General features: G+C 45.5%; 22 protein-coding genes and 3 rRNA genes. 7 read left to right on the plus strand and 18 right to left on the minus strand.

Features of this window, described 5'->3' with window-relative positions:
* Positions 1 to 456: 456 nt before the first annotated feature.
* From rrf to FM037_RS26665, 7 genes are all read right to left on the minus strand, one after another.
* Positions 457 to 572, minus strand: a 5S ribosomal RNA gene (gene rrf, locus FM037_RS26635).
* 165 nt (positions 573 to 737) lie between these two features.
* Positions 738 to 3,642 (minus strand): 23S ribosomal RNA (locus FM037_RS26640).
* Between the two features lie 346 nt (positions 3,643 to 3,988).
* A 16S ribosomal RNA gene (locus FM037_RS26645) occupies positions 3,989 to 5,533 on the minus strand.
* The 16S, 23S and 5S rRNA genes sit together here, the layout of an rRNA operon.
* A gap of 720 nt (positions 5,534 to 6,253) precedes the next feature.
* Complete coding sequence (locus tag FM037_RS26650; RefSeq protein ID WP_144048487.1) at positions 6,254 to 6,835, minus strand: TlpA disulfide reductase family protein; 582 nt, start codon at positions 6,833 to 6,835, stop codon at positions 6,254 to 6,256.
* Positions 6,832 to 7,311, minus strand: coding sequence for a heme lyase NrfEFG subunit NrfF (gene nrfF / locus FM037_RS26655; protein ID WP_144048488.1), 480 nt, complete (start codon positions 7,309 to 7,311; stop codon positions 6,832 to 6,834). The genes FM037_RS26650 and nrfF overlap by 4 nt, the downstream gene beginning before the upstream one ends.
* A complete protein-coding gene (locus FM037_RS26660) occupies positions 7,308 to 7,862 on the minus strand; it encodes a DsbE family thiol:disulfide interchange protein (RefSeq protein ID WP_144048489.1) in 555 nt (184 codons plus the stop codon). Before FM037_RS26660 ends, nrfF begins: the two co-directional genes overlap by 4 nt.
* Positions 7,863 to 7,879: 17 nt before the next feature.
* Positions 7,880 to 9,859 (minus strand): heme lyase CcmF/NrfE family subunit, encoded by a 1,980-nt coding sequence (locus FM037_RS26665; RefSeq protein ID WP_144048490.1) that lies wholly within the window; start codon positions 9,857 to 9,859, stop codon positions 7,880 to 7,882.
* 417 nt (positions 9,860 to 10,276) lie between these two features.
* Here FM037_RS26665 and ccmI point away from each other — a divergent pair, with 417 nt between their 5' ends.
* Positions 10,277 to 11,524, plus strand: a complete 1,248-nt coding sequence (gene ccmI, locus FM037_RS26670) for a c-type cytochrome biogenesis protein CcmI (RefSeq protein WP_144048491.1) — start codon at positions 10,277 to 10,279, stop codon at positions 11,522 to 11,524.
* Positions 11,525 to 11,666: 142 nt separating this feature from the next.
* Here the strand turns inward: ccmI and FM037_RS26675 are convergent, their stop codons facing one another.
* The gene (locus tag FM037_RS26675) at positions 11,667 to 11,960 is read right to left on the minus strand and encodes a c-type cytochrome (RefSeq protein WP_144048492.1); all 294 of its coding nucleotides are present in this window, start codon (positions 11,958 to 11,960) and stop codon (positions 11,667 to 11,669) included.
* Positions 11,961 to 12,341: 381 nt separating this feature from the next.
* On the opposite strand from FM037_RS26675, the gene ccmA reads away from it, so the two are divergent.
* The 6 genes from ccmA to FM037_RS26705 all read left to right on the plus strand — a co-directional run bounded on the left by ccmA (position 12,342) and on the right by FM037_RS26705 (position 16,197).
* Positions 12,342 to 12,977, plus strand: a complete 636-nt coding sequence (ccmA, locus tag FM037_RS26680; protein WP_144048493.1) for a cytochrome c biogenesis heme-transporting ATPase CcmA — start codon at positions 12,342 to 12,344, stop codon at positions 12,975 to 12,977.
* A gap of 10 nt (positions 12,978 to 12,987) precedes the next feature.
* A complete protein-coding gene (gene ccmB, locus FM037_RS26685) occupies positions 12,988 to 13,674 on the plus strand; it encodes a heme exporter protein CcmB (RefSeq protein ID WP_144048494.1) in 687 nt (228 codons plus the stop codon).
* A 1-nt stretch (position 13,675) separates the two neighbouring features.
* Positions 13,676 to 14,422, plus strand: coding sequence for a heme ABC transporter permease (locus tag FM037_RS26690; protein WP_144048495.1), 747 nt, complete (start codon positions 13,676 to 13,678; stop codon positions 14,420 to 14,422).
* Complete coding sequence (ccmD, locus tag FM037_RS26695) at positions 14,422 to 14,619, plus strand: heme exporter protein CcmD (RefSeq protein WP_112351047.1); 198 nt, start codon at positions 14,422 to 14,424, stop codon at positions 14,617 to 14,619. The genes FM037_RS26690 and ccmD overlap by 1 nt, the downstream gene beginning before the upstream one ends.
* On the plus strand, positions 14,619 to 15,104 hold the full coding sequence (ccmE, locus tag FM037_RS26700) for a cytochrome c maturation protein CcmE (RefSeq protein ID WP_144048496.1): 486 nt from the start codon (positions 14,619 to 14,621) through the stop codon (positions 15,102 to 15,104). The genes ccmD and ccmE overlap by 1 nt, the downstream gene beginning before the upstream one ends.
* A 106-nt stretch (positions 15,105 to 15,210) precedes the next feature.
* On the plus strand, positions 15,211 to 16,197 hold the full coding sequence (locus FM037_RS26705) for an ABC transporter substrate-binding protein (protein WP_144048497.1): 987 nt from the start codon (positions 15,211 to 15,213) through the stop codon (positions 16,195 to 16,197).
* 51 nt (positions 16,198 to 16,248) lie between these two features.
* Here FM037_RS26705 and rplQ read toward each other — a convergent pair whose 3' ends face one another.
* From rplQ to rpsE, 10 genes are all read right to left on the minus strand, one after another.
* Positions 16,249 to 16,644 (minus strand): 50S ribosomal protein L17, encoded by a 396-nt coding sequence (gene rplQ / locus FM037_RS26710; protein ID WP_005502465.1) that lies wholly within the window; start codon positions 16,642 to 16,644, stop codon positions 16,249 to 16,251.
* Between the two features lie 39 nt (positions 16,645 to 16,683).
* Positions 16,684 to 17,673: a DNA-directed RNA polymerase subunit alpha gene (locus tag FM037_RS26715; protein ID WP_013053398.1), complete on the minus strand. Its 990-nt coding sequence runs from the start codon at positions 17,671 to 17,673 to the stop codon at positions 16,684 to 16,686.
* A 24-nt stretch (positions 17,674 to 17,697) separates the two neighbouring features.
* Positions 17,698 to 18,318 (minus strand): 30S ribosomal protein S4, encoded by a 621-nt coding sequence (gene rpsD, locus FM037_RS26720; RefSeq protein ID WP_144048498.1) that lies wholly within the window; start codon positions 18,316 to 18,318, stop codon positions 17,698 to 17,700.
* 36 nt (positions 18,319 to 18,354) lie between these two features.
* On the minus strand, positions 18,355 to 18,747 hold the full coding sequence (rpsK, locus tag FM037_RS26725) for a 30S ribosomal protein S11 (protein ID WP_012327241.1): 393 nt from the start codon (positions 18,745 to 18,747) through the stop codon (positions 18,355 to 18,357).
* Positions 18,748 to 18,761: 14 nt separating this feature from the next.
* Positions 18,762 to 19,118, minus strand: coding sequence for a 30S ribosomal protein S13 (gene rpsM / locus FM037_RS26730; RefSeq protein ID WP_144048499.1), 357 nt, complete (start codon positions 19,116 to 19,118; stop codon positions 18,762 to 18,764).
* Between the two features lie 113 nt (positions 19,119 to 19,231).
* On the minus strand, positions 19,232 to 19,345 hold the full coding sequence (gene rpmJ / locus FM037_RS26735) for a 50S ribosomal protein L36 (RefSeq protein WP_013053401.1): 114 nt from the start codon (positions 19,343 to 19,345) through the stop codon (positions 19,232 to 19,234).
* 23 nt (positions 19,346 to 19,368) lie between these two features.
* Complete coding sequence (gene secY / locus FM037_RS26740) at positions 19,369 to 20,709, minus strand: preprotein translocase subunit SecY (protein WP_144048500.1); 1,341 nt, start codon at positions 20,707 to 20,709, stop codon at positions 19,369 to 19,371.
* 7 nt (positions 20,710 to 20,716) lie between these two features.
* Complete coding sequence (rplO, locus tag FM037_RS26745) at positions 20,717 to 21,151, minus strand: 50S ribosomal protein L15 (protein ID WP_005503661.1); 435 nt, start codon at positions 21,149 to 21,151, stop codon at positions 20,717 to 20,719.
* Between the two features lies 1 nt (position 21,152).
* Positions 21,153 to 21,338 (minus strand): 50S ribosomal protein L30, encoded by a 186-nt coding sequence (gene rpmD, locus FM037_RS26750; RefSeq protein ID WP_005503660.1) that lies wholly within the window; start codon positions 21,336 to 21,338, stop codon positions 21,153 to 21,155.
* Positions 21,339 to 21,344: 6 nt separating this feature from the next.
* Positions 21,345 to 21,848 carry a 30S ribosomal protein S5 gene (gene rpsE / locus FM037_RS26755; RefSeq protein ID WP_144048501.1) on the minus strand — a complete coding sequence of 168 codons (504 nt, stop codon included), beginning with the start codon at positions 21,846 to 21,848 and terminating at the stop codon, positions 21,345 to 21,347.
* Positions 21,849 to 21,861 lie beyond the last annotated feature (13 nt).

A 21,861-nucleotide genomic window follows, 5' to 3' on the forward strand; every position in this document is an offset into this window, starting at 1 on the left:
ACGCAGTACATTGCACTGTCGTAGCGCGCAGCAGCTTTGCTGCAAGCTGGGGACCCCGCTCAGCGGCGAGTCGACATCGAGCGTAGCTCCTTCGCGGAGCGTATATACGAAAAAATCCCCAACACTAAGTGCTGGGGATTTATCGACTCTCTTTACGAGAAATTAGGCGCCTGGAAATGACCTACTCTCGTAGTCCACGAAGTGGACACATGGGGGTGAAATTACGGCGATTTGAATACGTAGTATTCAGCCCTAATTGAACGCGGAGAAACTTCGTTTCGTAGCGGGAGAGCCCGCTCAGCGGCGGGGCGACATCGGGGGTAGGCATTCATGCCTTCCTAAGTGGATAAGTCACCTGATATCTGTACCGGTAAGTTCGAGCTATTCAGCCAAACTTTATTAAATCCCAGACGCAAAAAAGCCACCTTATTCAGGTGGCTTTTTCACTTAATGAGCGCCTGGAAATGACCTACTCTCACATGGGGAGACCCCACACTACCATCGGCGCGATTGCGTTTCACTTCTGAGTTCGAGATGGATTCAGGTGGGGCCACAATGCTATGGTTTCCAGACTAATTTGGTAAATTTAGAAAGCTTATAAATAATTGGGTTTAGTACACGGATGTACTGTATGTCATAAATGCAGGAGCATTTTATGACCAACTTAAATCAAGTTCGTATTCTTTTGTGCTTATGAAGTAATACACACACTAACTACACAAACCCATCTGGGTTGTATGGTTAAGCCTCACGAGTCATTAGTACAGGTTAGCTCAACGCCTCACAACGCTTACACACCCTGCCTATCAACGTCCTAGTCTCGAACGGCTCTTTAGAGGAATTAAATTCCTAGGGATGACTCATCTTAGGACTCGCTTCCCGCTTAGATGCTTTCAGCGGTTATCGATTCCGAACGTAGCTACCGGGCAATGCTATTGGCATAACAACCCGAACACCAGCGGTTCGTCCACTCCGGTCCTCTCGTACTAGGAGCAGCTTCCTTCAATCATCCAACGCCCACGGCAGATAGGGACCGAACTGTCTCACGACGTTCTGAACCCAGCTCGCGTACCACTTTAAATGGCGAACAGCCATACCCTTGGGACCGACTTCAGCCCCAGGATGTGATGAGCCGACATCGAGGTGCCAAACACCGCCGTCGATATGAACTCTTGGGCGGTATCAGCCTGTTATCCCCGGCGTACCTTTTATCCGTTGAGCGATGGCCCTTCCATACAGAACCACCGGATCACTATGACCTACTTTCGTACCTGCTCGACGTGTATGTCTCGCAGTTAAGCTGGCTTATGCCATTGCACTAACCGTACGATGTCCGACCGTACTTAGCCAACCTTCGTGCTCCTCCGTTACTCTTTGGGAGGAGACCGCCCCAGTCAAACTACCCACCAGGCACTGTCCTCAACCCCGATTCAGGGGCCTGAGTTAGAACATCAAAACTACAAGGGTGGTATTTCAAGGTTGACTCCATCAGAACTAGCGTCCCAACTTCAAAGTCTCCCACCTATCCTACACATGTAGGTTCAATGTTCAGTGCCAAGCTATAGTAAAGGTGCACGGGGTCTTTCCGTCTAGCCGCGGGTATACGGCATCTTCACCGCAATTTCAACTTCACTGAGTCTCGGCTGGAGACAGCGTGGCCATCATTACGCCATTCGTGCAGGTCGGAACTTACCCGACAAGGAATTTCGCTACCTTAGGACCGTTATAGTTACGGCCGCCGTTTACCGGGGCTTCGATCATGAGCTTCTCCGAAGATAACCCAATCAATTAACCTTCCGGCACCGGGCAGGCGTCATACCGTATACTTCCTCTTGCGAGTTTGCACAGTACTGTGTTTTTGATAAACAGTTGCAGCCACCTGGTATCTGCGACTCCCAACAGCTTAGAGAGCAAGTCTCATCACCGTCGGGAGCGTACCTTCTCCCGAAGTTACGGTACCATTTTGCCTAGTTCCTTCAGCCGAGTTCTCTCAAGCGCCTTGGTATTCTCTACCCAACCACCTGTGTCGGTTTGGGGTACGATTCCTACTAACCTGAAGCTTAGAAGATTTTCCTGGAAGCATGGCATCAACTACTTCAACCCCTTAGGGTCTCGTCATCAGTCCTCAGTCTTGCAATTTAATGCGTATTCCCGGATTTGCCTAAGAATACAACCTACAACCTTAAACGCGGACAACCAACGCCGCGCTAGTCTAGCCTTCTCCGTCTCTCCATCGCAGTTAGCAGAAGTACAGGAATATTAACCTGTTTCCCATCGATTACGCCTTTCGGCCTCACCTTAGGGGTCGACTTACCCTGCCCTGATTAACATTGGACAGGAAACCTTGGTCTTTCGGCGAGGGAGTTTTTCACTCCCTTTATCGTTACTCATGTCAGCATTCGCACTTCTGATACCTCCAGCGTGGGTTACCCCTTCGCCTTCAACGGCTTACAGAACGCTCCTCTACCGCACTAGTGCAAGCACTAGTACCCATAGCTTCGGTGTATTGCTTAGCCCCGTTAAATCTTCCGCGCAGGCCGACTCGACTAGTGAGCTATTACGCTTTCTTTAAAAGATGGCTGCTTCTAAGCCAACTTCCTAGCTGTCTAAGCCTTCCCACATCGTTTCCCACTTAGCAATAACTTTGGGACCTTAGCTGATGGTCTGGGTTGTTTCCCTTTCCACGACGGACGTTAGCACCCGCCGTGTGTCTCCCGAGTAGTACTCATTGGTATTCGGAGTTTGCAAAGGGTTGGTAAGTCGGGATGACCCCCTAGCCTTAACAGTGCTCTACCCCCAATGGTATTCGCTCGAGGCGCTACCTAAATAGCTTTCGAGGAGAACCAGATATCTCCCGGTTTGATTGGCCTTTCACCCCCATCCACAAGTCATCCGCTCATTTTTCAACATAAGTCGGTTCGGTCCTCCAGTTGATGTTACTCAACCTTCAACCTGCCCATGGATAGATCACCGGGTTTCGGGTCTACACCTTGCAACTAAACGCGCAGTTAACACTCGGTTTCCCTACGGCTCCGCTATTCGCTTAACCTCGCTACAAAATGTAAGTCGCTGACCCATTATACAAAAGGTACGCAGTCACGGTCTCAAGAACCGCTCCCACTGCTTGTACGTATACGGTTTCAGGTTCTATTTCACTCCCCTCACAGGGGTTCTTTTCGCCTTTCCCTCACGGTACTGGTTCACTATCGGTCAGTCAGGAGTATTTAGCCTTGGAGGATGGTCCCCCCATGTTCAGACAAGATGTCACGTGTCCCGTCCTACTCGTTTTCATCTATGGTTAGTTTTCATGTACGGGGCTATCACCCTGTGCCGCTGAGCTTTCCAACTCATTCCACTAACACCCCATAGACTTAAGGGCTAATCCCCGTTCGCTCGCCGCTACTAGGGGAATCTCGGTTGATTTCTGTTCCTCCGGGTACTTAGATGTTTCAGTTCCCCGGGTTTGCCTCACTACACTATGTATTCATGTAGTGATACTCACTTATGTGAGTGGGTTTCCCCATTCGGACATCGTTAGCTCAAATGCTTGTTACTAGCTCGCCAACGCTTTTCGCAAGTTACTACGTCCTTCATCGCCTCTGACTGCCAAGGCATCCACCGTATACGCTTAGTCACTTAACCATACAACCCACATAGGACTGTATCGCAACTAATGGTGTTTACTTTCGCCAAAAGAATACTCATGACCCAATCGTTAAAGACCTCTTATACAAGAAGCTCTAATGAAAGAGTCGGCACTTGATTTAAGTGTTTGAGAACTCAATTATTTATTTTTCGCGCTAATGCTATTAACCACTGCAATCCTTACCTCTTACGAAGTAGCTTTTACAATAGTCCCTTTCACATTAACACTATCAGCTTTCCAAATTTTTAAAGAACAAACAACACCGTTAAGGTGTGTTTCTTGCTCTAACAAGAACAAGTTATCTGTGTGAACACTCAGCAAATATTGAGTTAGTCGTATAGGTAAGGAGGTGATCCAGCCCCAGGTTCCCCTAGGGCTACCTTGTTACGACTTCACCCCAGTCATGAACCACACCGTGGTAAACGCCCTCCCCGAAAGGTTAAGCTATCTACTTCTGGTGCAGCCCACTCCCATGGTGTGACGGGCGGTGTGTACAAGGCCCGGGAACGTATTCACCGTGACATTCTGATTCACGATTACTAGCGATTCCGACTTCACGGAGTCGAGTTGCAGACTCCGATCCGGACTACGACCGGCTTTGTGGGATTAGCTTGACCTCGCGGCTTTGCGACCCTCTGTACCGACCATTGTAGCACGTGTGTAGCCCTACTCGTAAGGGCCATGATGACTTGACGTCGTCCCCACCTTCCTCCGGTTTATCACCGGCAGTCTCCCTAAAGTTCCCACCATTACGTGCTGGCAAATAAGGATAAGGGTTGCGCTCGTTGCGGGACTTAACCCAACATTTCACAACACGAGCTGACGACAGCCATGCAGCACCTGTCTCACAGTTCCCGAAGGCACCAATCCATCTCTGGAAAGTTCTGTGGATGTCAAGAGTAGGTAAGGTTCTTCGCGTTGCATCGAATTAAACCACATGCTCCACCGCTTGTGCGGGCCCCCGTCAATTCATTTGAGTTTTAACCTTGCGGCCGTACTCCCCAGGCGGTCTACTTAATGCGTTAGCTTGGGAACCCAGTGTTCAAGACACCAAATTCCGAGTAGACATCGTTTACGGCGTGGACTACCAGGGTATCTAATCCTGTTTGCTCCCCACGCTTTCGTACCTGAGCGTCAGTCTTTGTCCAGGGGGCCGCCTTCGCCACCGGTATTCCTTCAGATCTCTACGCATTTCACCGCTACACCTGAAATTCTACCCCCCTCTACAAGACTCTAGTTTGCCAGTTCAAAATGCAATTCCCAGGTTGAGCCCGGGGCTTTCACATCTTGCTTAACAAACCGCCTGCGTACGCTTTACGCCCAGTAATTCCGATTAACGCTTGCACCCCTCGTATTACCGCGGCTGCTGGCACGAAGTTAGCCGGTGCTTCTTCTGCGAGTAACGTCACAGCTATAGTTTATTAAACTACAACCTTTCCTCCTCGCTGAAAGTGCTTTACAACCCGAAGGCCTTCTTCACACACGCGGCATGGCTGCATCAGGCTTTCGCCCATTGTGCAATATTCCCCACTGCTGCCTCCCGTAGGAGTCTGGACCGTGTCTCAGTTCCAGTGTGGCTGATCATCCTCTCAGACCAGCTAGGGATCGTCGCCTTGGTAAGCCATTACCTTACCAACTAGCTAATCCCACCTAGGTACATCCAATCGCGAAAGGCCCGAAGGTCCCCTCCTTTCCCCCGTAGGGCGTATGCGGTATTAGCAGTCGTTTCCAACTGTTATCCCCCTCGACTGGGCAGTTCCCTAGGCATTACTCACCCGTCCGCCGCTCGACAGCAAAGTAGCAAGCTACTTCCTGTTTCCGCTCGACTTGCATGTGTTAGGCCTGCCGCCAGCGTTCAATCTGAGCCATGATCAAACTCTTCAATTAAAGTTTTTTTGATGCATCCTCTTTCGAAGATGACATCGGCTCAATGAATTATACTGTTGCTTTGTTTTCCACTTTCTTTTCACGAAGAGAAGAAGTGAAACCAAAACTATACATATTGATCCGAACTAAGTTCGAATCTATGAACACTCATTCATTGAGTAATATTTTGATTGCCGACATTCCGAAGAACAGAAGGCAATTTCGAATAACTCAATACCTGTGAGTGTCCACACAGATTTCTTGTTTTGAATTGTTAAAGAGCTGGTGCTTGGTAGCACCGCCGGTAGACGCTAGGTCGCTGGCTTTTACTTACTTCCCAAGGCGTTCCGCCTTGGCTAGGGATGCGTATTCTACACTTCCCGTTGTTGGCGTCAAGGGCTTTTAAAAATTTAATTCCTATCGTTTAAAACGAAGAAAAAAACAAGCTTACTTATTGCCCTGACTGCGTTTCAGCTTCGTTTAAGAAGACTGGTTTGCCGTGTCAGTGGATGCGCATTATAGGGATGTCAGCCCAGAGCGCAAGGGCTATTTACAAGAATATTCCAATTAACTTAATGACCGCATATTTATCAATCGAAACGGTGATTAATAGCACTCAGACCGCCTCTTTAACAGTCACTACTGGATTCAAAACACAAAAAAGGGACCTAAGGTCCCTTTTAAAGAAGTGATAATGCCAACTCGTGCTTTATCAATATAGATATTTCTATATTTGGTGGTCTATATAGGTTTATCTATAAAGCTCTGGATCAATTCAACCGCTTTCTCATCATCCCAGTCTACAAAGGTGCGTACAAAAGCAATTAGCTCACCTTCTTCATTTAAGATAAATGTCGCGGGAATAGTGTCGAGTGGGAACACCTGACCTAACTGCTGCTTCTCATCATAATAAGACGTGAAGCCTTCCATTCCTAACTCTTTAAGGAAAGGTTCAACTTGGGCTTTCCCCTCTAAATCAATAGAAATAGGTAAGACTTCGAATTTTGCTTTATCGAACTTAGATGATAAGCGTTCTATTGCAGGTAATTCACGCACACATGGTGGGCACCAAGTCGCCCACATGTTAACCATGATAACCTTGCCTCGATATTGACTGAAGTCCACAGGCTTACCATTGGCATCACTGAACGGAACAACATCGATTGGATAGGTTTCAGGCAATACACTGATAAGGTCTATACTCGACTGAGCAACCCCTTCGTCTTTTTTGTGCATCCCTGGATACGCCATAGCCGCACCGATAGATAATGAAGTGAGTGCTAACAGAGAAACTGTTAGCACTTTAGTCAAACCTTTATTCATTGGTCGTCTCGATTGAGTAACCTGTCTAACTCTTTCTGCTCTTCGGCGCTGATATCTTGCTCTTCGACTTGAGAGATACGCTGTTTACGTACGAAGAAGAAACCGATAAGTAAGCCAACGACTAATAACCCGAAAGGACCTAACCATAAGACATATGTTTTGGGTTCCATTCTCGGCTTATAGAGGACGAAATCACCATAGCGACTAGTCATAAACTCTATCACTTCGTCATAGTCTTTCCCGGCATCAACCATCTGGTAAACTTCGAGACGAAGATCCTGAGCTACCGGCGAATTAGAATCGATTAAATTTTGATTCTGACACTGAGGGCAACGAAGTGAGTGCGCTAGTTCCAGCGCTCGCTTCTGGTTTTCTACTGACTTGAACTCATAGGTATCAACTGGCGTCGCATAAACTGATATCACAGTTAATGACAGGAGTATTGCTCCCATGAGTTTGAATACTGATTTCATCATGAAGCTCCCTCCTGCTTTGCAACGGCTTGCAGCTGTTTAATCATTGGCAGCAATGTCTCATTCCATACGCGCTGATCAATTGGGCCTGCATATCTGAACCTGATGATACCGTTGTGATCAACTAAGAAGCTTTCAGGCGCGCCATAAACACCAAGATCCAGACCGAGACGCCCGTCATGATCGAAAATATTCTTAGTATAGGGATCTCCCTGCCTATTCAATTCTCGAATCGCCAGTGCCCGTTCATCACGGTAATTAATACCATAGATAGGTAAAGTATTCTGTCTTGCAAAACGCATCAGATAAGGGTGCTCGTATTTACACGATGGGCACCATGTCGCCCATACGTTTAATAATGACACTTTACCTTTCAAGGTTTCATTTGTGATTATCTCGCTACTATCTTCCAAACGCTCTAACTGAAAAACCGGGATAGGTTTTCCTTCGAGAGCCGAATCTAATTGTTGTGGGTTGAGGAAGAGTCCCTTATAAAGGAACGCTCCCATACCCATCACTAAGATCAGTGGAATAAATAATACCAGCTTCTTCATACTTGCCCCAATTCAAGTTAGGCCGTAGCCAATTTCTCTTTTTCCGCGTCGAGCTTAGATGTTTGCGGTGCCTTCTTCGTACGATACCGCTTATCCGATGCAGCAAAGAAGCCACCTACCATCATAAAGATGCTTCCGAACCATAACCAACGAACAAATGGCTTATAGTTAATACGTACAGCAAACTCGGTACGACTAATTGGATCGCCCATGGTGACATATAAATCACGGAAGAGTCCCCAGTCGATACCAGCTTCTGTCATGTCCATAGTACGCACATTGTACTGGCGACGATCCGGCTTTAGCAAGGTGATAAATTCACCATCTTTAGACACTTCAATCTGTCCTTGTAAAGCCGTATAGTTTGGTCCAACAACATTCTTAGTTTCGATGTAATTAAAAGTGTAACCTGCCAGCTCTTGGCTAATACCAGGCCCCATGCGTACGCTCTTTTCGATCGAGTAGTTTGAAACAATAGTGCCGCCCACAACCGATACTGCTATGCCTAAGTGAGCAATGATCATACCCAGTTGGCTACGACCCAGTCGAGCCAAACTAAGAGAGCCATCTTTCGACTTAATCAGATCGTATCCCGCTCTAAGTGTCATGAGTGTAACCCAAGTAGCCGTACCGATTCCTAAAACGACCCAGATATTGAACTTACCATCCGCCAGGAATGGCGCCGCGACACCAACAGTAGTAGCAACGGCTGCAGGTACTAAGACTTTCGCTTTCATCGCGCCGGGCTTAGCTTTCTTCCAACGTATATTCGGACCTATGCCCATAAATACGAATAGCACTAGGATGATTGGTACGAACACGGCATTAAAATATGGAGGTCCTACCGAAATTTTACCCATATTCAAAGCATCTATGAGTAGCGGATAGAGGGTACCTAGTAGTACGGTGCCACATGCCACTGTAAGTAGAATATTACAGATAAGCAGCATAGTTTCTTTAGACCATAAATCGAAACGTGCCGGACTCTTCATTTGACTAGCTCTGAAAGCGAATAGTGTCAATGAGCCACCGACAGCCAATCCCAATAACAGCAGAATAAACATGCCTCGACTAGGATCTGCGGCAAAAGAGTGCACCGAAGTAAGCACTCCGGAACGAACAATGAAAGTACCTAACAAACTTAGCGAGAATGCGGTGATAGAGAGTAGTACAGTCCAGTTACGGAAAGCAGCGCGTTTCTCGGTCACGATAACCGAATGAAGCAGTGCAGTGCCGATTAGCCAAGGCATGAATGAAGCATTCTCGACTGGATCCCAGAACCACCAACCGCCCCAACCTAATTCATAATATGCCCACCAAGAACCGAGAGAAATACCACCAGTTAGGAATACCCAAGCAGCCAAAGTCCATGGTCGGCTCCAGCGTGCCCATGCTGAATCAAGACTACCGCCCATTAAGGCTGAAATAGCGAAGGCAAAACTCACAGAGAAGCCTACATAACCAAGATATAGCATGGGAGGGTGGAAAATCAGACCCACGTCTTGCAACATTGGGTTTAGATCACGGCCTTCCATAGGGATCGGGAATAAGCGCTCGAAAGGATTGGAAGTCAAGACCATGAATAATGCAAAACCGATCACGATGAAGGCCAGTACCGATAATACCCTGGCGGTAAACACCTCTTCTAGGCTTTTACTAAAATAGGCAACAGCCGCTGTCCAGCCGGAAAGTGCAAACACCCAGAAGAGTAAAGATCCTTCATGTCCACCCCATACTGCTGCTATCTTAAAGAAGATAGGCAACTGAGAGTTTGAGTGATGCGCTACATAAGCAACTGAAAAGTCATCAACCGCAAAGCTGTAGCCTAGTACAATAACGGATAGGAAGATAAAGAAGAACATACCGTAAGTTAGTGGCCAAGCATAGCGCACTAGGTATTGGTCTTTGCGTGCAACACCAATTAAAGGAACGCTAGCTAAAAGGAAGGCAAAAGCCAAACCGATTATCAGCGATAGGTGTCCTAATTCTGGGATCATGAGTTTTCCTCAGTACTTTAGATTATTTGTTAAGCTTACGCCCAATTCAATCACTCAACATACTTAAGCAAGTAATAATTTAGCTGCCTAAGGTTTAAAATTTGAGTCATTTTAGTATTTGCTGTTGTATCTGTCTGCTTCTTTCGTACAAATATGGGTGACCAGTCGCATTTATTGGCTAATCATCAAGTCTGTAACAGATGTAAAATGAACCTGATTCTATGATCAGACCCTTATGTGAAACTTAAGTTTCAGCCTCTTTTAAAAAATAGAATCGAACTGTGAACCAGTGCCCAACTATCACTATTTACCTGACTCATCTCCTTATATTACTGTTCAATGAATAATCTTTACGTATAATCCTATCCCTAGCCCAGCGGTTGATCCGCTTTTTATAACTAATGTGAAAAAGAAATAATGACCACTCTCTGGATTTTTATTGCGCTTTTTGTGTTAGTCAGCCTAGTGCTGATTTGGTTTCCTCATTTTCGTCAGCATAAGATGTTGCAGACGGAAGAAGCAGGTGTTCGTAAACAAACTAACCTTGAGCTGTTTAACAATCGTCTCATCATTCTAGAGAACGAACTAGAAGAAGAGCTTCTTGATCAACAGGAGTTCGACGTACTTAAGAAAGAGTTAGAGATAAGTCTGCTTCAGGATATGAAGCAAGGTGAAGATGAATCTCTGGTCAACAAAATTAAGCCAAAAGGTTTGATATGGCCTACCTTAATGTCTGTGGTCATTATAGGTCTTTCTGGTTATTTCTATGCCACACTTGGAGCCTACGCTAAATTAGATCAGCCAGCTCCAGCAAGTCCACATGCAGGAATGGATGCCGAGCAAATAATGCAGCAGCGTCTAGAGATGATGGAAGCTCAAGTGAAATCTGAGCCTGAAAATAGTCAGCTTCTCTTTAGTCTTGGCCACATATATATATCTGCGAGTCGTTATAACGATGCTATAGCAACCTTTGATCAAGCTATGGAGCTCGTTGGTACACATGCCGAGTTATTGGGTCCAAAAGCAACCGCCATGTATTACAGGGCGAATCAACAGATGACACCTGCCATCCAGGCTATTATCGATCAATCTTTAGCGCTCGACCCAGAAGATCCTTCGACTCTGTTGCTTAAAGGTATGGACGCTTTCTTTACGGCTCATTATCAAATTGCCATCGATGCTTGGCAAGTCATACTCGATAGCGAAAGAAAAGATGTCGATCGAAGTGCAATCATCAATGCTATCGATAGTGCCAGGATGAGAATTCAGGCCGAGACAAGTGAGATACCTGATGACGCAGCACACGCAAGTGTAAAAGCTACGACTAAAAGCGTTAACGTTGAAGTTTCTGTATCTGATGAGCTAGCGGCCCAAGTGGCTAGTTCAGATATGCTGTTCATCTTTGCCCGTAGTACTGAAGGCCCGAAAGTCCCTCTAGCGGCGATTAAGGTCTCGGCTAAATCACTACCAACCACTATCACCTTAGATGATAGTACTTCTATGGGTGGCGATGTGAAACTGAGTGGGGCTAAGAATGTCGAGATTATCGCAGTCCTCTCTAAGCATGGTAGCGTGAAACCGCAGTCTGGTGATCTTCAAGGTCGGCTTGCCATGGTGAAAGTGGGTGATACCGTCCAGCTTGTCATAGATACGCAAGTTAAATAGCGACATAAAAATTGAAGTGGGTCTGCAAACGCAGACCCTTTTTATTGCCTGATGTTCCGCTACGATTAACTAGAAAAGACAGACATAAAAAAACCGGCTAATTGCCGGTTTTTTTATGCTCAACTCTCGAGCTAGATAAAGATTACTTAGACATGTACTCGATAGCGTTCTTGTAATCTTCATCGGTACAATCAGTACACATGCCACCTGGTGGCATTGCGCCTTTACCAGTTTTGATTGTAGATACTAATGTATCCATTCCTTGAGCAAGACGTGGCTCCCAAGCAGCAGCATCATGTGATTTGGGAGCGCCAGCGACACCCATGCTGTGGCATATGTGGCATGCCTTGTCGTATACAGCCTTACCTTCTTGTGCAAATGCGTTTGCAGACAAAGTCAAAGCAGCGACCGCAGTCATAGCTAACAATTTTTTCATGTTCGATGTTCCTAATGCAAGTTCTAACAAAGCTCAACGCCACCCTTATTACTCTCATCAATGAGTAAGGCAGACTATTTTTATACCTGCTCTAGAATACATTAAACTTCAACAAAACTCACCTTTTTGTGATTCCTATCAAAGCTTGGACACTATAAACACAACTAATAGCACAAATTAGATATTATATTAGCAAGGGTTAAAAAATGTTTATTGAGAAAAAGAAAAAGTTCAAAAATTCTGTTAAAAGGTTTCAATTATTGGAAGCACATCAAATTGCTGACACATAGAGCAAAGCAGTACTAAACCCCCTATTGTGATTGTGTTAGGATCCCTTGTGATTACTTAAGGCTTGATGTAGAGGACTCAGTGGTAGAACAGATGACAAAGACCCTAATTTCAGCCAAGGAATTGACCTGCATTCGTGAGGAGCGCATCTTATTCGATGAGCTTTGTTTCGACATTACTGAAGGTGAGATCGTTCAAATTGAAGGTCCTAATGGCTCTGGTAAAACCAGTCTACTTAGGATTCTCGCAGGACTTTCACGCCCCTACGCAGGCGATGTTCATTATAAGAATCAAAATATAAATCGTTATAGAGACGAATATAATGAGGACCTGCTCTACATAGGTCACCTCGCAGGTGTTAAGAGTGAATTAACCGCAGAGGAAAATCTTAACTTCAATTTAAGCATTAGTGGTTATAATGATTTCAATACTCAAGATATTCTCGCCAAAGTAAATCTAGCAGGCTTCGAAGAAGCACTCGCAGGACACCTTTCAGCCGGGCAACATAGACGTACGGCCTTGGCTCGACTCTGGCATACCGATTGTAAAATTTGGTTGTTAGACGAACCTTTTACCGCTATAGACAAGAAAGGTGTCGAAGAACTTGAGTATCTATTCCTTGAACACGCTAAACGTGGTGGATGTGTCATCTTGACGACACATCAAGATATGGGAATTATCGGAGACGATATTCTGCGAAAGATTAGCCTTGAATATCGCTTTGTATAAAGGTCAAAAAATGAAAAAAGGCATCAGCTTCAGACAAGCATTTTTTACACTACTAAAACGCGATCTACAGATTGCAATTCGTCATAAGGGCGACATATTTAATCCACTATTGTTTTTTATCTTGATAGTCACCTTATTTCCATTGGCTATAGGACCCGAACCGAAAATATTATCTCGAGTCGCCCCAGGCATTATTTGGGTCGCGGCCTTGCTAGCCTCTATGCTGTCCCTAGAGAGGTTGTTTAAGGCCGATTATGTCGACGGTAGTCTTGAACAGATGCTGCTCAGCCCACAACCTTTGCCTTTGATGGTTCTGGCAAAAGTGCTCGCTCATTGGATATTAACCGGAGTACCACTAATTCTGGTCGCGCCGCTTTTAGCCGTATTGCTTCATTTAGACGCTAATAGCTACGGCGCGCTGATGGCAACCTTAGCCTTAGGGACACCGGTGTTAAGTTTACTCGGGGCTATTGGCGTCGCGTTAACCGTAGGACTACATAAAGGAGGAGTGCTACTTAGCTTACTCATCTTACCTTTATATATTCCAGTATTAATCTTTGCCACGACAGCCATAGACGCTGCCGGGTTAAATCTACCTTATGATGGCCATCTCGCTATAATTGCAGCGATGTTGGTCGGTTCATTAACGTTAGCACCATTCGCAATTGGTGCATCTTTAAGAGTGAGTACTAACTGATATGTGGAAATGGCTACATAGTTACGCGGATCCAGAACGAGCGTATAACCTTTCTGGAAAACTCCTCCCTTGGTTCGCTATGTTAGCGATTGCGCTGATCGGTATAGGATCAGTGTGGGGATTAGCTTTTGCACCAAGTGATTATCAACAAGGTGACAGTTACCGGATCATCTTCATCCATGTTCCTGCAGCCTCTATGTCTATGGCCGCATATATGGGCATGGCAACGTCTGCATTTATCGGCCTGGTATGGCAGATAAAATCGGCAGACTGGGCCGCTGCAGCCATTGCACCAATAGGAGCCGTGATCACCTTTATCGCCTTAGTCACTGGCGCTACCTGGGGTAAGCCTATGTGGGGAACTTGGTGGGTATGGGATGCACGTTTGACAGCCGAACTAGTCCTCTTGTTTCTTTATCTGGGTGTTATTGCACTTTACGCCTCTTTTGAAGATAAGGTATTAGCTGCACGAGCCGCCGGTATTTTAGCTATAGTCGGTGTGATTAACATCCCGATTATTAAATACTCAGTTGAATGGTGGAGCTCACTGCATCAACCATCGACGATTAGAATTACAGAAAAATCGACTATGCCTACTGAGATGCTGTATCCATTGCTAATAAACATCTTAGGTTTCGGCCTAATGATAGGCGCTATAACCTTAATCCGTTTTAGATCTGAGGTTTTGGCACGCAACAGTATGCGACCTTGGGTTCGTACTCTAGCTAAAGCCCAAGGAGTTAAATAATGCAATTTGATTCATTGAGTGATTTTTTAAATATGGGTGGCTACGCCTTCTATGTGTGGCTAGCTTATGGTGTGACATTTGGTTCTTTAGGGATACTTGTCATACAGAGCATGGGACAGAAACGTAAAGTGTTGACTGAAATAGCAAAAAAGATTCAGCGAGAAGAACGCCTCAAAGAAAACCGGAGTAATAAATAGTGAACACAAGACGTAAAAAAAGACTCGCTCTAGCAGTAGCCTTAATTGGTGGTGTAGCCGCAATAGCATCACTATTACTGTACGCATTGAACTCTAACTTAAACCTTTTCTACACTCCGACAGAAATAGTACAAGGCAAAAAAGACACCGGCGTGTTACCTGAAATAGGCCAGCGCATACGCGTCGGCGGTATGGTGACTATGGGCTCTATGGTAAGAGATCCTGAAAGCTTACATGTTGAATTTGCCATCCATGATTCCTTAGGCGGTGAGATCATAGTAACTTATGACGATCTACTACCAGATCTTTTCCGTGAAGGCCAAGGCATCGTCGCTCAGGGTGTACTAATAGAAGGTGGCAAATTGCAGGCAACTGAAGTACTCGCTAAGCATGATGAGAACTACATGCCTCCAGAAGTAGCCGAAGCTATGGGACAGACCCATGAGAAGCTAGATTACAAAACAGAGCAAAAAAGCGGTTACTAAGACTTGCTGATTGAAAGGGCCTCTAACGAGGCCTTTTTTATACCTCTAAAACACCGTTAGAGAATAAATAGACTATAACTAGGTATATGCCTAGGAGATACTCAAGATGCGCCTGACAGTGCTCTTATTGCTTGTGATATATATCCTAGCTAGAGGAGAAGCCACTGCGGCATCGATTCTAATTATTGAGAGCTACCATAAAGAGTATGCTTGGGATGAAAGCTATAATCGTGGCATAAAATCGATTGTTGATGAGAGCAACACCTTTTCACATTTCTACATGAATACCAAAACTATCCCTACTGAACAGTTTCCAAAGCAAGCCAGCTTAGCCTGGCAGGCATACATCGAACAAAAACCTGACCTGGTGGTACTCTGCGATGACAACGCAATAAGCCTATTATCCCAGAAATTTGGACAGACTGATGTACCAGTTGTCTTTCTGGGACTCAATAGCAACCCTAGAGATTATGGTTTGACTAAGCTGTCAAACTTTACCGGCGTACTGGAGCGACCGATATTTAAACGTTCGATTATTCTAGCCGATCAAATATTGCCTAAAAAATCAGACAGAAAAATACTTGTAGTATTTGATGACAGTGAAACCTCTAAGGCCTCTATCGAGCCGATAAGCCCAAAGTTGAGCACTATAAACATAGGCAAGGTTAGTGTGAATTTCAGGCTGTTGAATAAATTTGTTGAATGGCAGCAGGCTGTCAGTAGCGCAAAAGAAGGTGGCTATGATGCGATCTTTGTCGGTCTCTATCACACCTTGCTAGATGCTGATAATCGGCACGTCTCCCCCGATGAAGTGATCCTTTGGACAAAGGAAAATTCTCCCCTACCCCACTTCGGTTTTTGGGATTTTTCAATCGGTGCACAGAGAAATATTGGCGGTTACGTCTTAGATGGCTATCTTCATGGCCAGCTAGCAGGGCAACTTATCTCACAGATCTTACAAGGCAAGAATCCAGATGATCTAACTTACGAATTCGATAGGAAAGGCAGCTATCTATTTAGCTTAGAAGGCCTTAAACGATGGCAACTAGTTTTACCCCCGAGAGTAAAAACCCAGAGTCACTGGACAAAATAAAGACATAAAAAAAGCCGGGCAAGCCCGGCTTTTTTGCAATGAAACCCTTAATTACTCAGCGTCGTCAGCTTCAACAGCTTCTGCAGCTTCAGGGCGACCTACTAGTTCAATATACGCCATAGGCGCTTTATCACCAGTACGTAGACCGCACTTAAGGATGCGGGTATATCCACCAGGACGTTCCTGATAGCGTGGACCCAATTCATTAAATAACTTACCTACGACTTCAGCGTCGCGGGTACGAGCAAATGCCAAACGGCGATTTGCAACGCTATCACTCTTAGCAAGCGTTATTAGAGGTTCAACTACGCGACGCAGTTCTTTCGCTTTAGCTACAGTAGTCTTGATCACTTCGTGACGGACTAAAGAGCTTGCCATGTTACGAAACATAGCTTGGCGATGACTGCTGTTACGGTTTAGTTGACGACCACTCTTACGATGGCGCATGACCTAATCCTTATTACCTTATCTGTACAAAATCTGGAGTTAAAGGTCGTCGACTAGGCTGGCTGGAGGCCAGTTTTCTAGACGCATACCCAACGACAGTCCGCGAGAAGCCAAAACATCCTTAATTTCAGTAAGAGATTTCTTACCTAGGTTAGGTGTTTTAAGCAGCTCAACTTCAGTGCGCTGAACCAGATCTCCGATATAATGAATCGCCTCAGCCTTCAAACAGTTAGCTGAACGTACAGTTAGCTCTAAATCGTCCACAGGACGCAACAGAATCGGATCGAATTCCGGCTTCTCTTCTTTCTGCTCTGGCTCAGTGACATCGCGAAGCTCCACAAACGCATCTAGCTGTTCAGCCAAGATGGTTGCAGCACGACGGATAGCTTCCTCAGGATCGAGAGTACCGTTTGTGGTCATATCGATAACGAGTTTATCTAAGTCAGTGCGCTGTTCAACACGTGCAGCTTCTACATTGTAGGCTATACGAGCGACAGGCGAGAAAGAAGCATCCACCAACAGGCGACCAATAGGACGATCATCGTCTTCGGTTTGTGCACGGGCAGAAGCCGGTACATAACCACGACCACGTTCTACACGGATACGCATGCTGATTTCATTGTTACCTGTCAAATGACAGACAACATGCTCAGGATTCATGATTGTAACATCACCATCATGGGTGATATCTGCTGCAGTAACAGGGCCTGCGCCTGACTTACTTAAAGTAAGCATAGCTTCGTCTTTCCCTTCGATCACTACTGCTAAACCTTTAAGGTTTAGTAGGATCTCAAGGATATCCTCTTGCACGCCTTCCTTGCTACTGTATTCATGCAGTACACCATCAATCTCTACTTCGGTTACCGCGCAGCCTGGCATAGACGACAATAGGATACGACGCAACGCGTTACCTAAAGTGTGACCGAAACCACGTTCAAGCGGCTCAAGTGTAACTTTGGCACGTGTTGGATTAACCTGCTCGATATCAACGAGACGCGGTCTAAGAAATTCTGTAACAGAACCCTGCATTGTGTCCTCTCTTTTGTGTTAACTTTACTTAGAGTAAAGTTCGACGATAAGCTGTTCGTTAATTTCCGCAGATAAATCACTACGCTCAGGTAGACGCTTGAAAGCACCTTCCATCTTAGTGTTATCAACTTCAACCCATGTTGGCTTTTCGCGTTGAGAAGCAACTTCCAAAGCAGCTACGATACGCGCTTGCTTCTTAGACTTCTCACGAATGCTAATTACATCATTCGCAGACACTTTGAATGATGGAATGTTAACAACGCTGCCATTAACCATAATTGACTTATGGCTAACTAACTGACGAGATTCAGCGCGTGTAGCACCAAAACCCATACGGTAAACAACGTTATCAAGACGGGTTTCTAAAAGAGTAAGCAGGTTCTCACCTGTGTTACCTTTTTGACGTGCAGCGTCTTTGTAGTAGTTACGGAATTGCTTTTCTAGCACACCGTAAGTACGACGAACTTTTTGTTTCTCGCGTAGCTGAACGCCATACTCAGACAGACGGGTCTTACGAGCGCCGTGTTGTCCAGGTGCAGTATCAAGCTTACACTTCGAATCGATTGCTCTCACGCCGCTTTTTAGGAAAAGGTCTGTACCTTCTCTGCGGCTGAGCTTGAGCTTTGGACCCAAGTATCTTGCCATGTTCTTTCTCCAACTATCCTATTTAAAAACGACGAATTAAACGCGACGTTTCTTAGGAGGACGACAACCATTATGAGGGATAGGCGTCACATCGGTAATGTTAGTTATCTTATAACCAACCGAATTCAGTGCACGAATCGCAGATTCGCGTCCTGGACCTGGACCCTTTACAAAAACTTCAAGGTTTTTAACACCGTAATCCTGAGCGGCAACACCTGCACGCTCAGCAGCAACCTGTGCAGCAAAAGGAGTAGATTTACGTGAACCACGGAAACCTGAACCACCTGAAGTTGCCCAAGACAGTGCATTACCTTGACGATCAGTAATGGTAATAATTGTGTTGTTGAAAGACGCATGGATATGAGCCATACCATCAGCAACCTGTTTACGTACACGCTTACGCGGAGAACGTGACGGACTTTTAGCCATATTGGATTACCCCGTTACTTTCTGATTGGTTTACGTGGACCTTTACGCGTACGCGCATTAGTCTTAGTACGTTGCCCACGAAGGGGCAGGCTACGACGGTGACGTATTCCACGGTAACAACCAAGGTCCATAAGACGCTTGATGTTCATAGAAACTTCACGACGCAAATCACCTTCTACTGTGTATTCGGCAACTGCTTCACGTAGTATATCAATTTGAGCTTCGCTCAATTCCTTGATCTTAGCTTCTTCAGCAATTGAAGTAGCCGCGCAGATTGCTCTAGCGCGAGTACGGCCAATGCCGAAGATTCCAGTCAATGCAATGACTGTGTGCTTCTGATCAGGAATGTTAATGCCAGCGATACGGGCCACTATGCACTCCTCAATAGTTAATGGTCATCTGTGAAAAGCCCGGTAGGATACTCGACAGACGACAGTTTTGCAAATAATATTTTGCTCAGCCCGGACAGGGCTGAGCAAATGTTTTAGCCTTGACGCTGTTTGTGTTTAGGTTCAACACAAAGTACGCGTACAACGCCCTTACGCTTGACGATCTTACAATTACGACAGATCCTCTTAACGGAAGCTCGAACTTTCATTTCATCACTCCGTAAAAGCTAGCTTAGCGTCCAAAGCGATCTAAATTCGCTTTGTTAACCAGATTAGCTTTCTTCATAACAGACTCATATTGATGAGACATCATATGGGTCTGAACTTGAGCCATGAAGTCCATGATTACGACTACCATAATAAGTAGTGAAGTACCGCCAAAATAGAACTGTACTTGCCACGTAATTAACATGAACTCCGGAATTAAACAGATAAAAGTAATGTACAAGGCGCCTGCTAATGTCAGGCGAGTCATTACTTTATCAATGTAACGCGAAGTCTGTTCTCCAGGACGGATCCCAGGAATAAACGCACCACTTTTCTTCAAGTTATCAGCCGTCTCGCGAGGGTTAAACACCAACGCGGTATAGAAGAAACAGAAGAAAATAATTGCCGTTGCATACAATAATGAGTAAAGCGGCTGTCCCGGTGACACGGCCAGAGCAAAATCACTCAACCATGAAAGGGACTCATTTTGACCAAACCACTGAGCCAGTGTACCTGGAAACAAAATGATGCTTGACGCAAAAATTGGTGGTATCACACCAGCCATATTAACCTTAAGCGGTAAATGTGTGCTTTGTGCAGCAAAAACCTTACGGCCCTGCTGACGCTTAGCATAGTTAACGACGATACGACGCTGACCACGTTCCACAAATACAACAAAAAAGGTTACAGCAAATACGATAACTACAATCAACAATAATACCAGCACGCTCAAGTCACCTTGACGCGCCTGCTCAGCCGTTTGGCCGATAGCAGATGGTAGACCAGCGACAATACCTGCGAAAATTAATATCGAGATACCGTTACCTATGCCTCGTTCGGTAATCTGCTCACCTAACCACATGAGGAACATAGTTCCCGTGACTAGACTCACAACAGCAACGAAGTAAAAACTAAACCCGAGATTTACAACTAAACCTGGGATCAAGTTAGGTAGACCCGTTGCGATACCGATTGCCTGGAATGTACCCAGGACCAATGTGCCGTATCGTGTATATTGACTGATCTTCTTACGTCCTGATTCGCCTTCCTTCTTGAGTTCAGCGAGTGCAGGATGTACCACAGTCAATAACTGCATTATGATTGATGCCGAGATGTACGGCATAATACCTAATGCAAAGATAGAAGCACGTTCAAGAGCACCACCAGAGAACATGTTAAACATGCCTAAGATGGTACCCTTCTGCTGATTGAACAGCTCTGCTAATACAGCAGCGTCAATACCAGGAATTGGTACAAACGAACCGGCTCTAAAGACGATAATCGCACCAATCACGAACAGGAGGCGAGTCTTCAGTTCAGAAAATCCACCTTTCGCGCTTTTTAAATTAAGTCCTGGTTTTGCCATCGACGTATTATTCCTCGATCTTTCCGCCGGCAGCTTCTATAGCTGCACGAGCACCTTTGGTTGCCTTCAGACCTTTAACGGTCACTGGGCGCTCAATGGTACCTGAAAGAACGATTTTAGCAAACTGAATGTTGCGAGTGACAAGATTTGCATCTTTCAACGCATTCAAGTCGACAACATCACCGTTAACTTTTGCAAGTTCGCTGATACGAACTTCCGCAGTTACCAAAGCCTTACGCGAGGTAAAACCAAATTTAGGCAGACGGATCTTAAGCGGCATTTGACCACCTTCGAAACCGATGCGTACGCCGCCACCTGAACGAGACTTCTGACCCTTGTGGCCGCGACCACAAGTTTTACCAGTGCCTGAACCGATACCGCGACCTACACGCTTAGCTGCTGATTTAGCACCTGCAGCAGGTGATAGAGTATTTAGACGCATCTTATACTTCCTCCACCGAAACCATGTAGTAAACCTTGTTAACCATACCGCGAACTGAAGGAGTATCTTCAAGTTCAACAGTGTGGTTAATACGGCGTAAACCTAGACCAGTCAAAGTTGCACGATGCTTAGGCAAACGTCCAATTGAACTTTTAGTCTGAGTAACTTTTAATGTTTTCTTAGCCATGGTGCATTAACCTCGAATTTCATTAACATTGAGGCCGCGCTTAGCTGCAATTTGTGCTGGTGACTTCATCAGTACCAACGCATTTACAGTCGCACGAACAACGTTAATCGGGTTAGTTGAACCGTATGCTTTCGACAGAACGTTATGTACGCCTGCTACTTCCAATACGGCACGCATTGCGCCACCGGCAATAATACCGGTACCGTCAGAGGCTGGTTGCATGTAAACACGCGAACCAGTATGACGACCCTTTACAGGGTGGTGCAGAGTACCATTGATCAATTCAACAGAAACGATGTTACGACGAGCTTTTTCCATCGCTTTCTGAATTGCAGCAGGCACTTCACGCGCTTTACCATAACCAAAACCGACCTTACCATTACCATCACCGACTACAGTTAGTGCAGTGAAGCTAAAGATACGTCCGCCTTTAACTACTTTAGAAACACGATTTACTGCAACTAATTTCTCTTGCAGATCGTCTTTTTGCTGAGCTTCAAATTTAGCCATTTTTCATCATTCC

It is taken from the genome of Shewanella psychropiezotolerans (assembly GCF_007197555.1).
Classification (GTDB): domain Bacteria; phylum Pseudomonadota; class Gammaproteobacteria; order Enterobacterales; family Shewanellaceae; genus Shewanella; species Shewanella psychropiezotolerans.

What these genes read in the sequence shown, in the direction of transcription:
- rpsE (WP_144048501.1), bottom strand. Translation starts at nt 21,848, where the DNA reads ATGGCTAAATTTGAAGCTCAGCAAAAAGACGATCTGCAAGAGAAATTA.
- FM037_RS26705 (WP_144048497.1), top strand. Translation starts at nt 15,211, where the DNA reads ATGCGCCTGACAGTGCTCTTATTGCTTGTGATATATATCCTAGCTAGA.
- FM037_RS26675 (WP_144048492.1), bottom strand. Translation starts at nt 11,960, where the DNA reads ATGAAAAAATTGTTAGCTATGACTGCGGTCGCTGCTTTGACTTTGTCT.
- ccmI (WP_144048491.1), top strand. Translation starts at nt 10,277, where the DNA reads ATGACCACTCTCTGGATTTTTATTGCGCTTTTTGTGTTAGTCAGCCTA.
- rpsK (WP_012327241.1), bottom strand. Translation starts at nt 18,747, where the DNA reads ATGGCTAAAAGTCCGTCACGTTCTCCGCGTAAGCGTGTACGTAAACAG.
- FM037_RS26650 (WP_144048487.1), bottom strand. Translation starts at nt 6,835, where the DNA reads ATGAATAAAGGTTTGACTAAAGTGCTAACAGTTTCTCTGTTAGCACTC.
- nrfF (WP_144048488.1), bottom strand. Translation starts at nt 7,311, where the DNA reads ATGATGAAATCAGTATTCAAACTCATGGGAGCAATACTCCTGTCATTA.
- ccmB (WP_144048494.1), top strand. Translation starts at nt 12,988, where the DNA reads ATGAAAAAAGGCATCAGCTTCAGACAAGCATTTTTTACACTACTAAAA.
- FM037_RS26660 (WP_144048489.1), bottom strand. Translation starts at nt 7,862, where the DNA reads ATGAAGAAGCTGGTATTATTTATTCCACTGATCTTAGTGATGGGTATG.
- FM037_RS26665 (WP_144048490.1), bottom strand. Translation starts at nt 9,859, where the DNA reads ATGATCCCAGAATTAGGACACCTATCGCTGATAATCGGTTTGGCTTTT.
- rpmD (WP_005503660.1), bottom strand. Translation starts at nt 21,338, where the DNA reads ATGGCTAAGAAAACATTAAAAGTTACTCAGACTAAAAGTTCAATTGGA.
- rpmJ (WP_013053401.1), bottom strand. Translation starts at nt 19,345, where the DNA reads ATGAAAGTTCGAGCTTCCGTTAAGAGGATCTGTCGTAATTGTAAGATC.
- FM037_RS26715 (WP_013053398.1), bottom strand. Translation starts at nt 17,673, where the DNA reads ATGCAGGGTTCTGTTACAGAATTTCTTAGACCGCGTCTCGTTGATATC.
- secY (WP_144048500.1), bottom strand. Translation starts at nt 20,709, where the DNA reads ATGGCAAAACCAGGACTTAATTTAAAAAGCGCGAAAGGTGGATTTTCT.
- rplQ (WP_005502465.1), bottom strand. Translation starts at nt 16,644, where the DNA reads ATGCGCCATCGTAAGAGTGGTCGTCAACTAAACCGTAACAGCAGTCAT.
- rpsD (WP_144048498.1), bottom strand. Translation starts at nt 18,318, where the DNA reads ATGGCAAGATACTTGGGTCCAAAGCTCAAGCTCAGCCGCAGAGAAGGT.
- ccmD (WP_112351047.1), top strand. Translation starts at nt 14,422, where the DNA reads ATGCAATTTGATTCATTGAGTGATTTTTTAAATATGGGTGGCTACGCC.
- FM037_RS26690 (WP_144048495.1), top strand. Translation starts at nt 13,676, where the DNA reads ATGTGGAAATGGCTACATAGTTACGCGGATCCAGAACGAGCGTATAAC.
- rplO (WP_005503661.1), bottom strand. Translation starts at nt 21,151, where the DNA reads ATGCGTCTAAATACTCTATCACCTGCTGCAGGTGCTAAATCAGCAGCT.
- ccmA (WP_144048493.1), top strand. Translation starts at nt 12,342, where the DNA reads ATGACAAAGACCCTAATTTCAGCCAAGGAATTGACCTGCATTCGTGAG.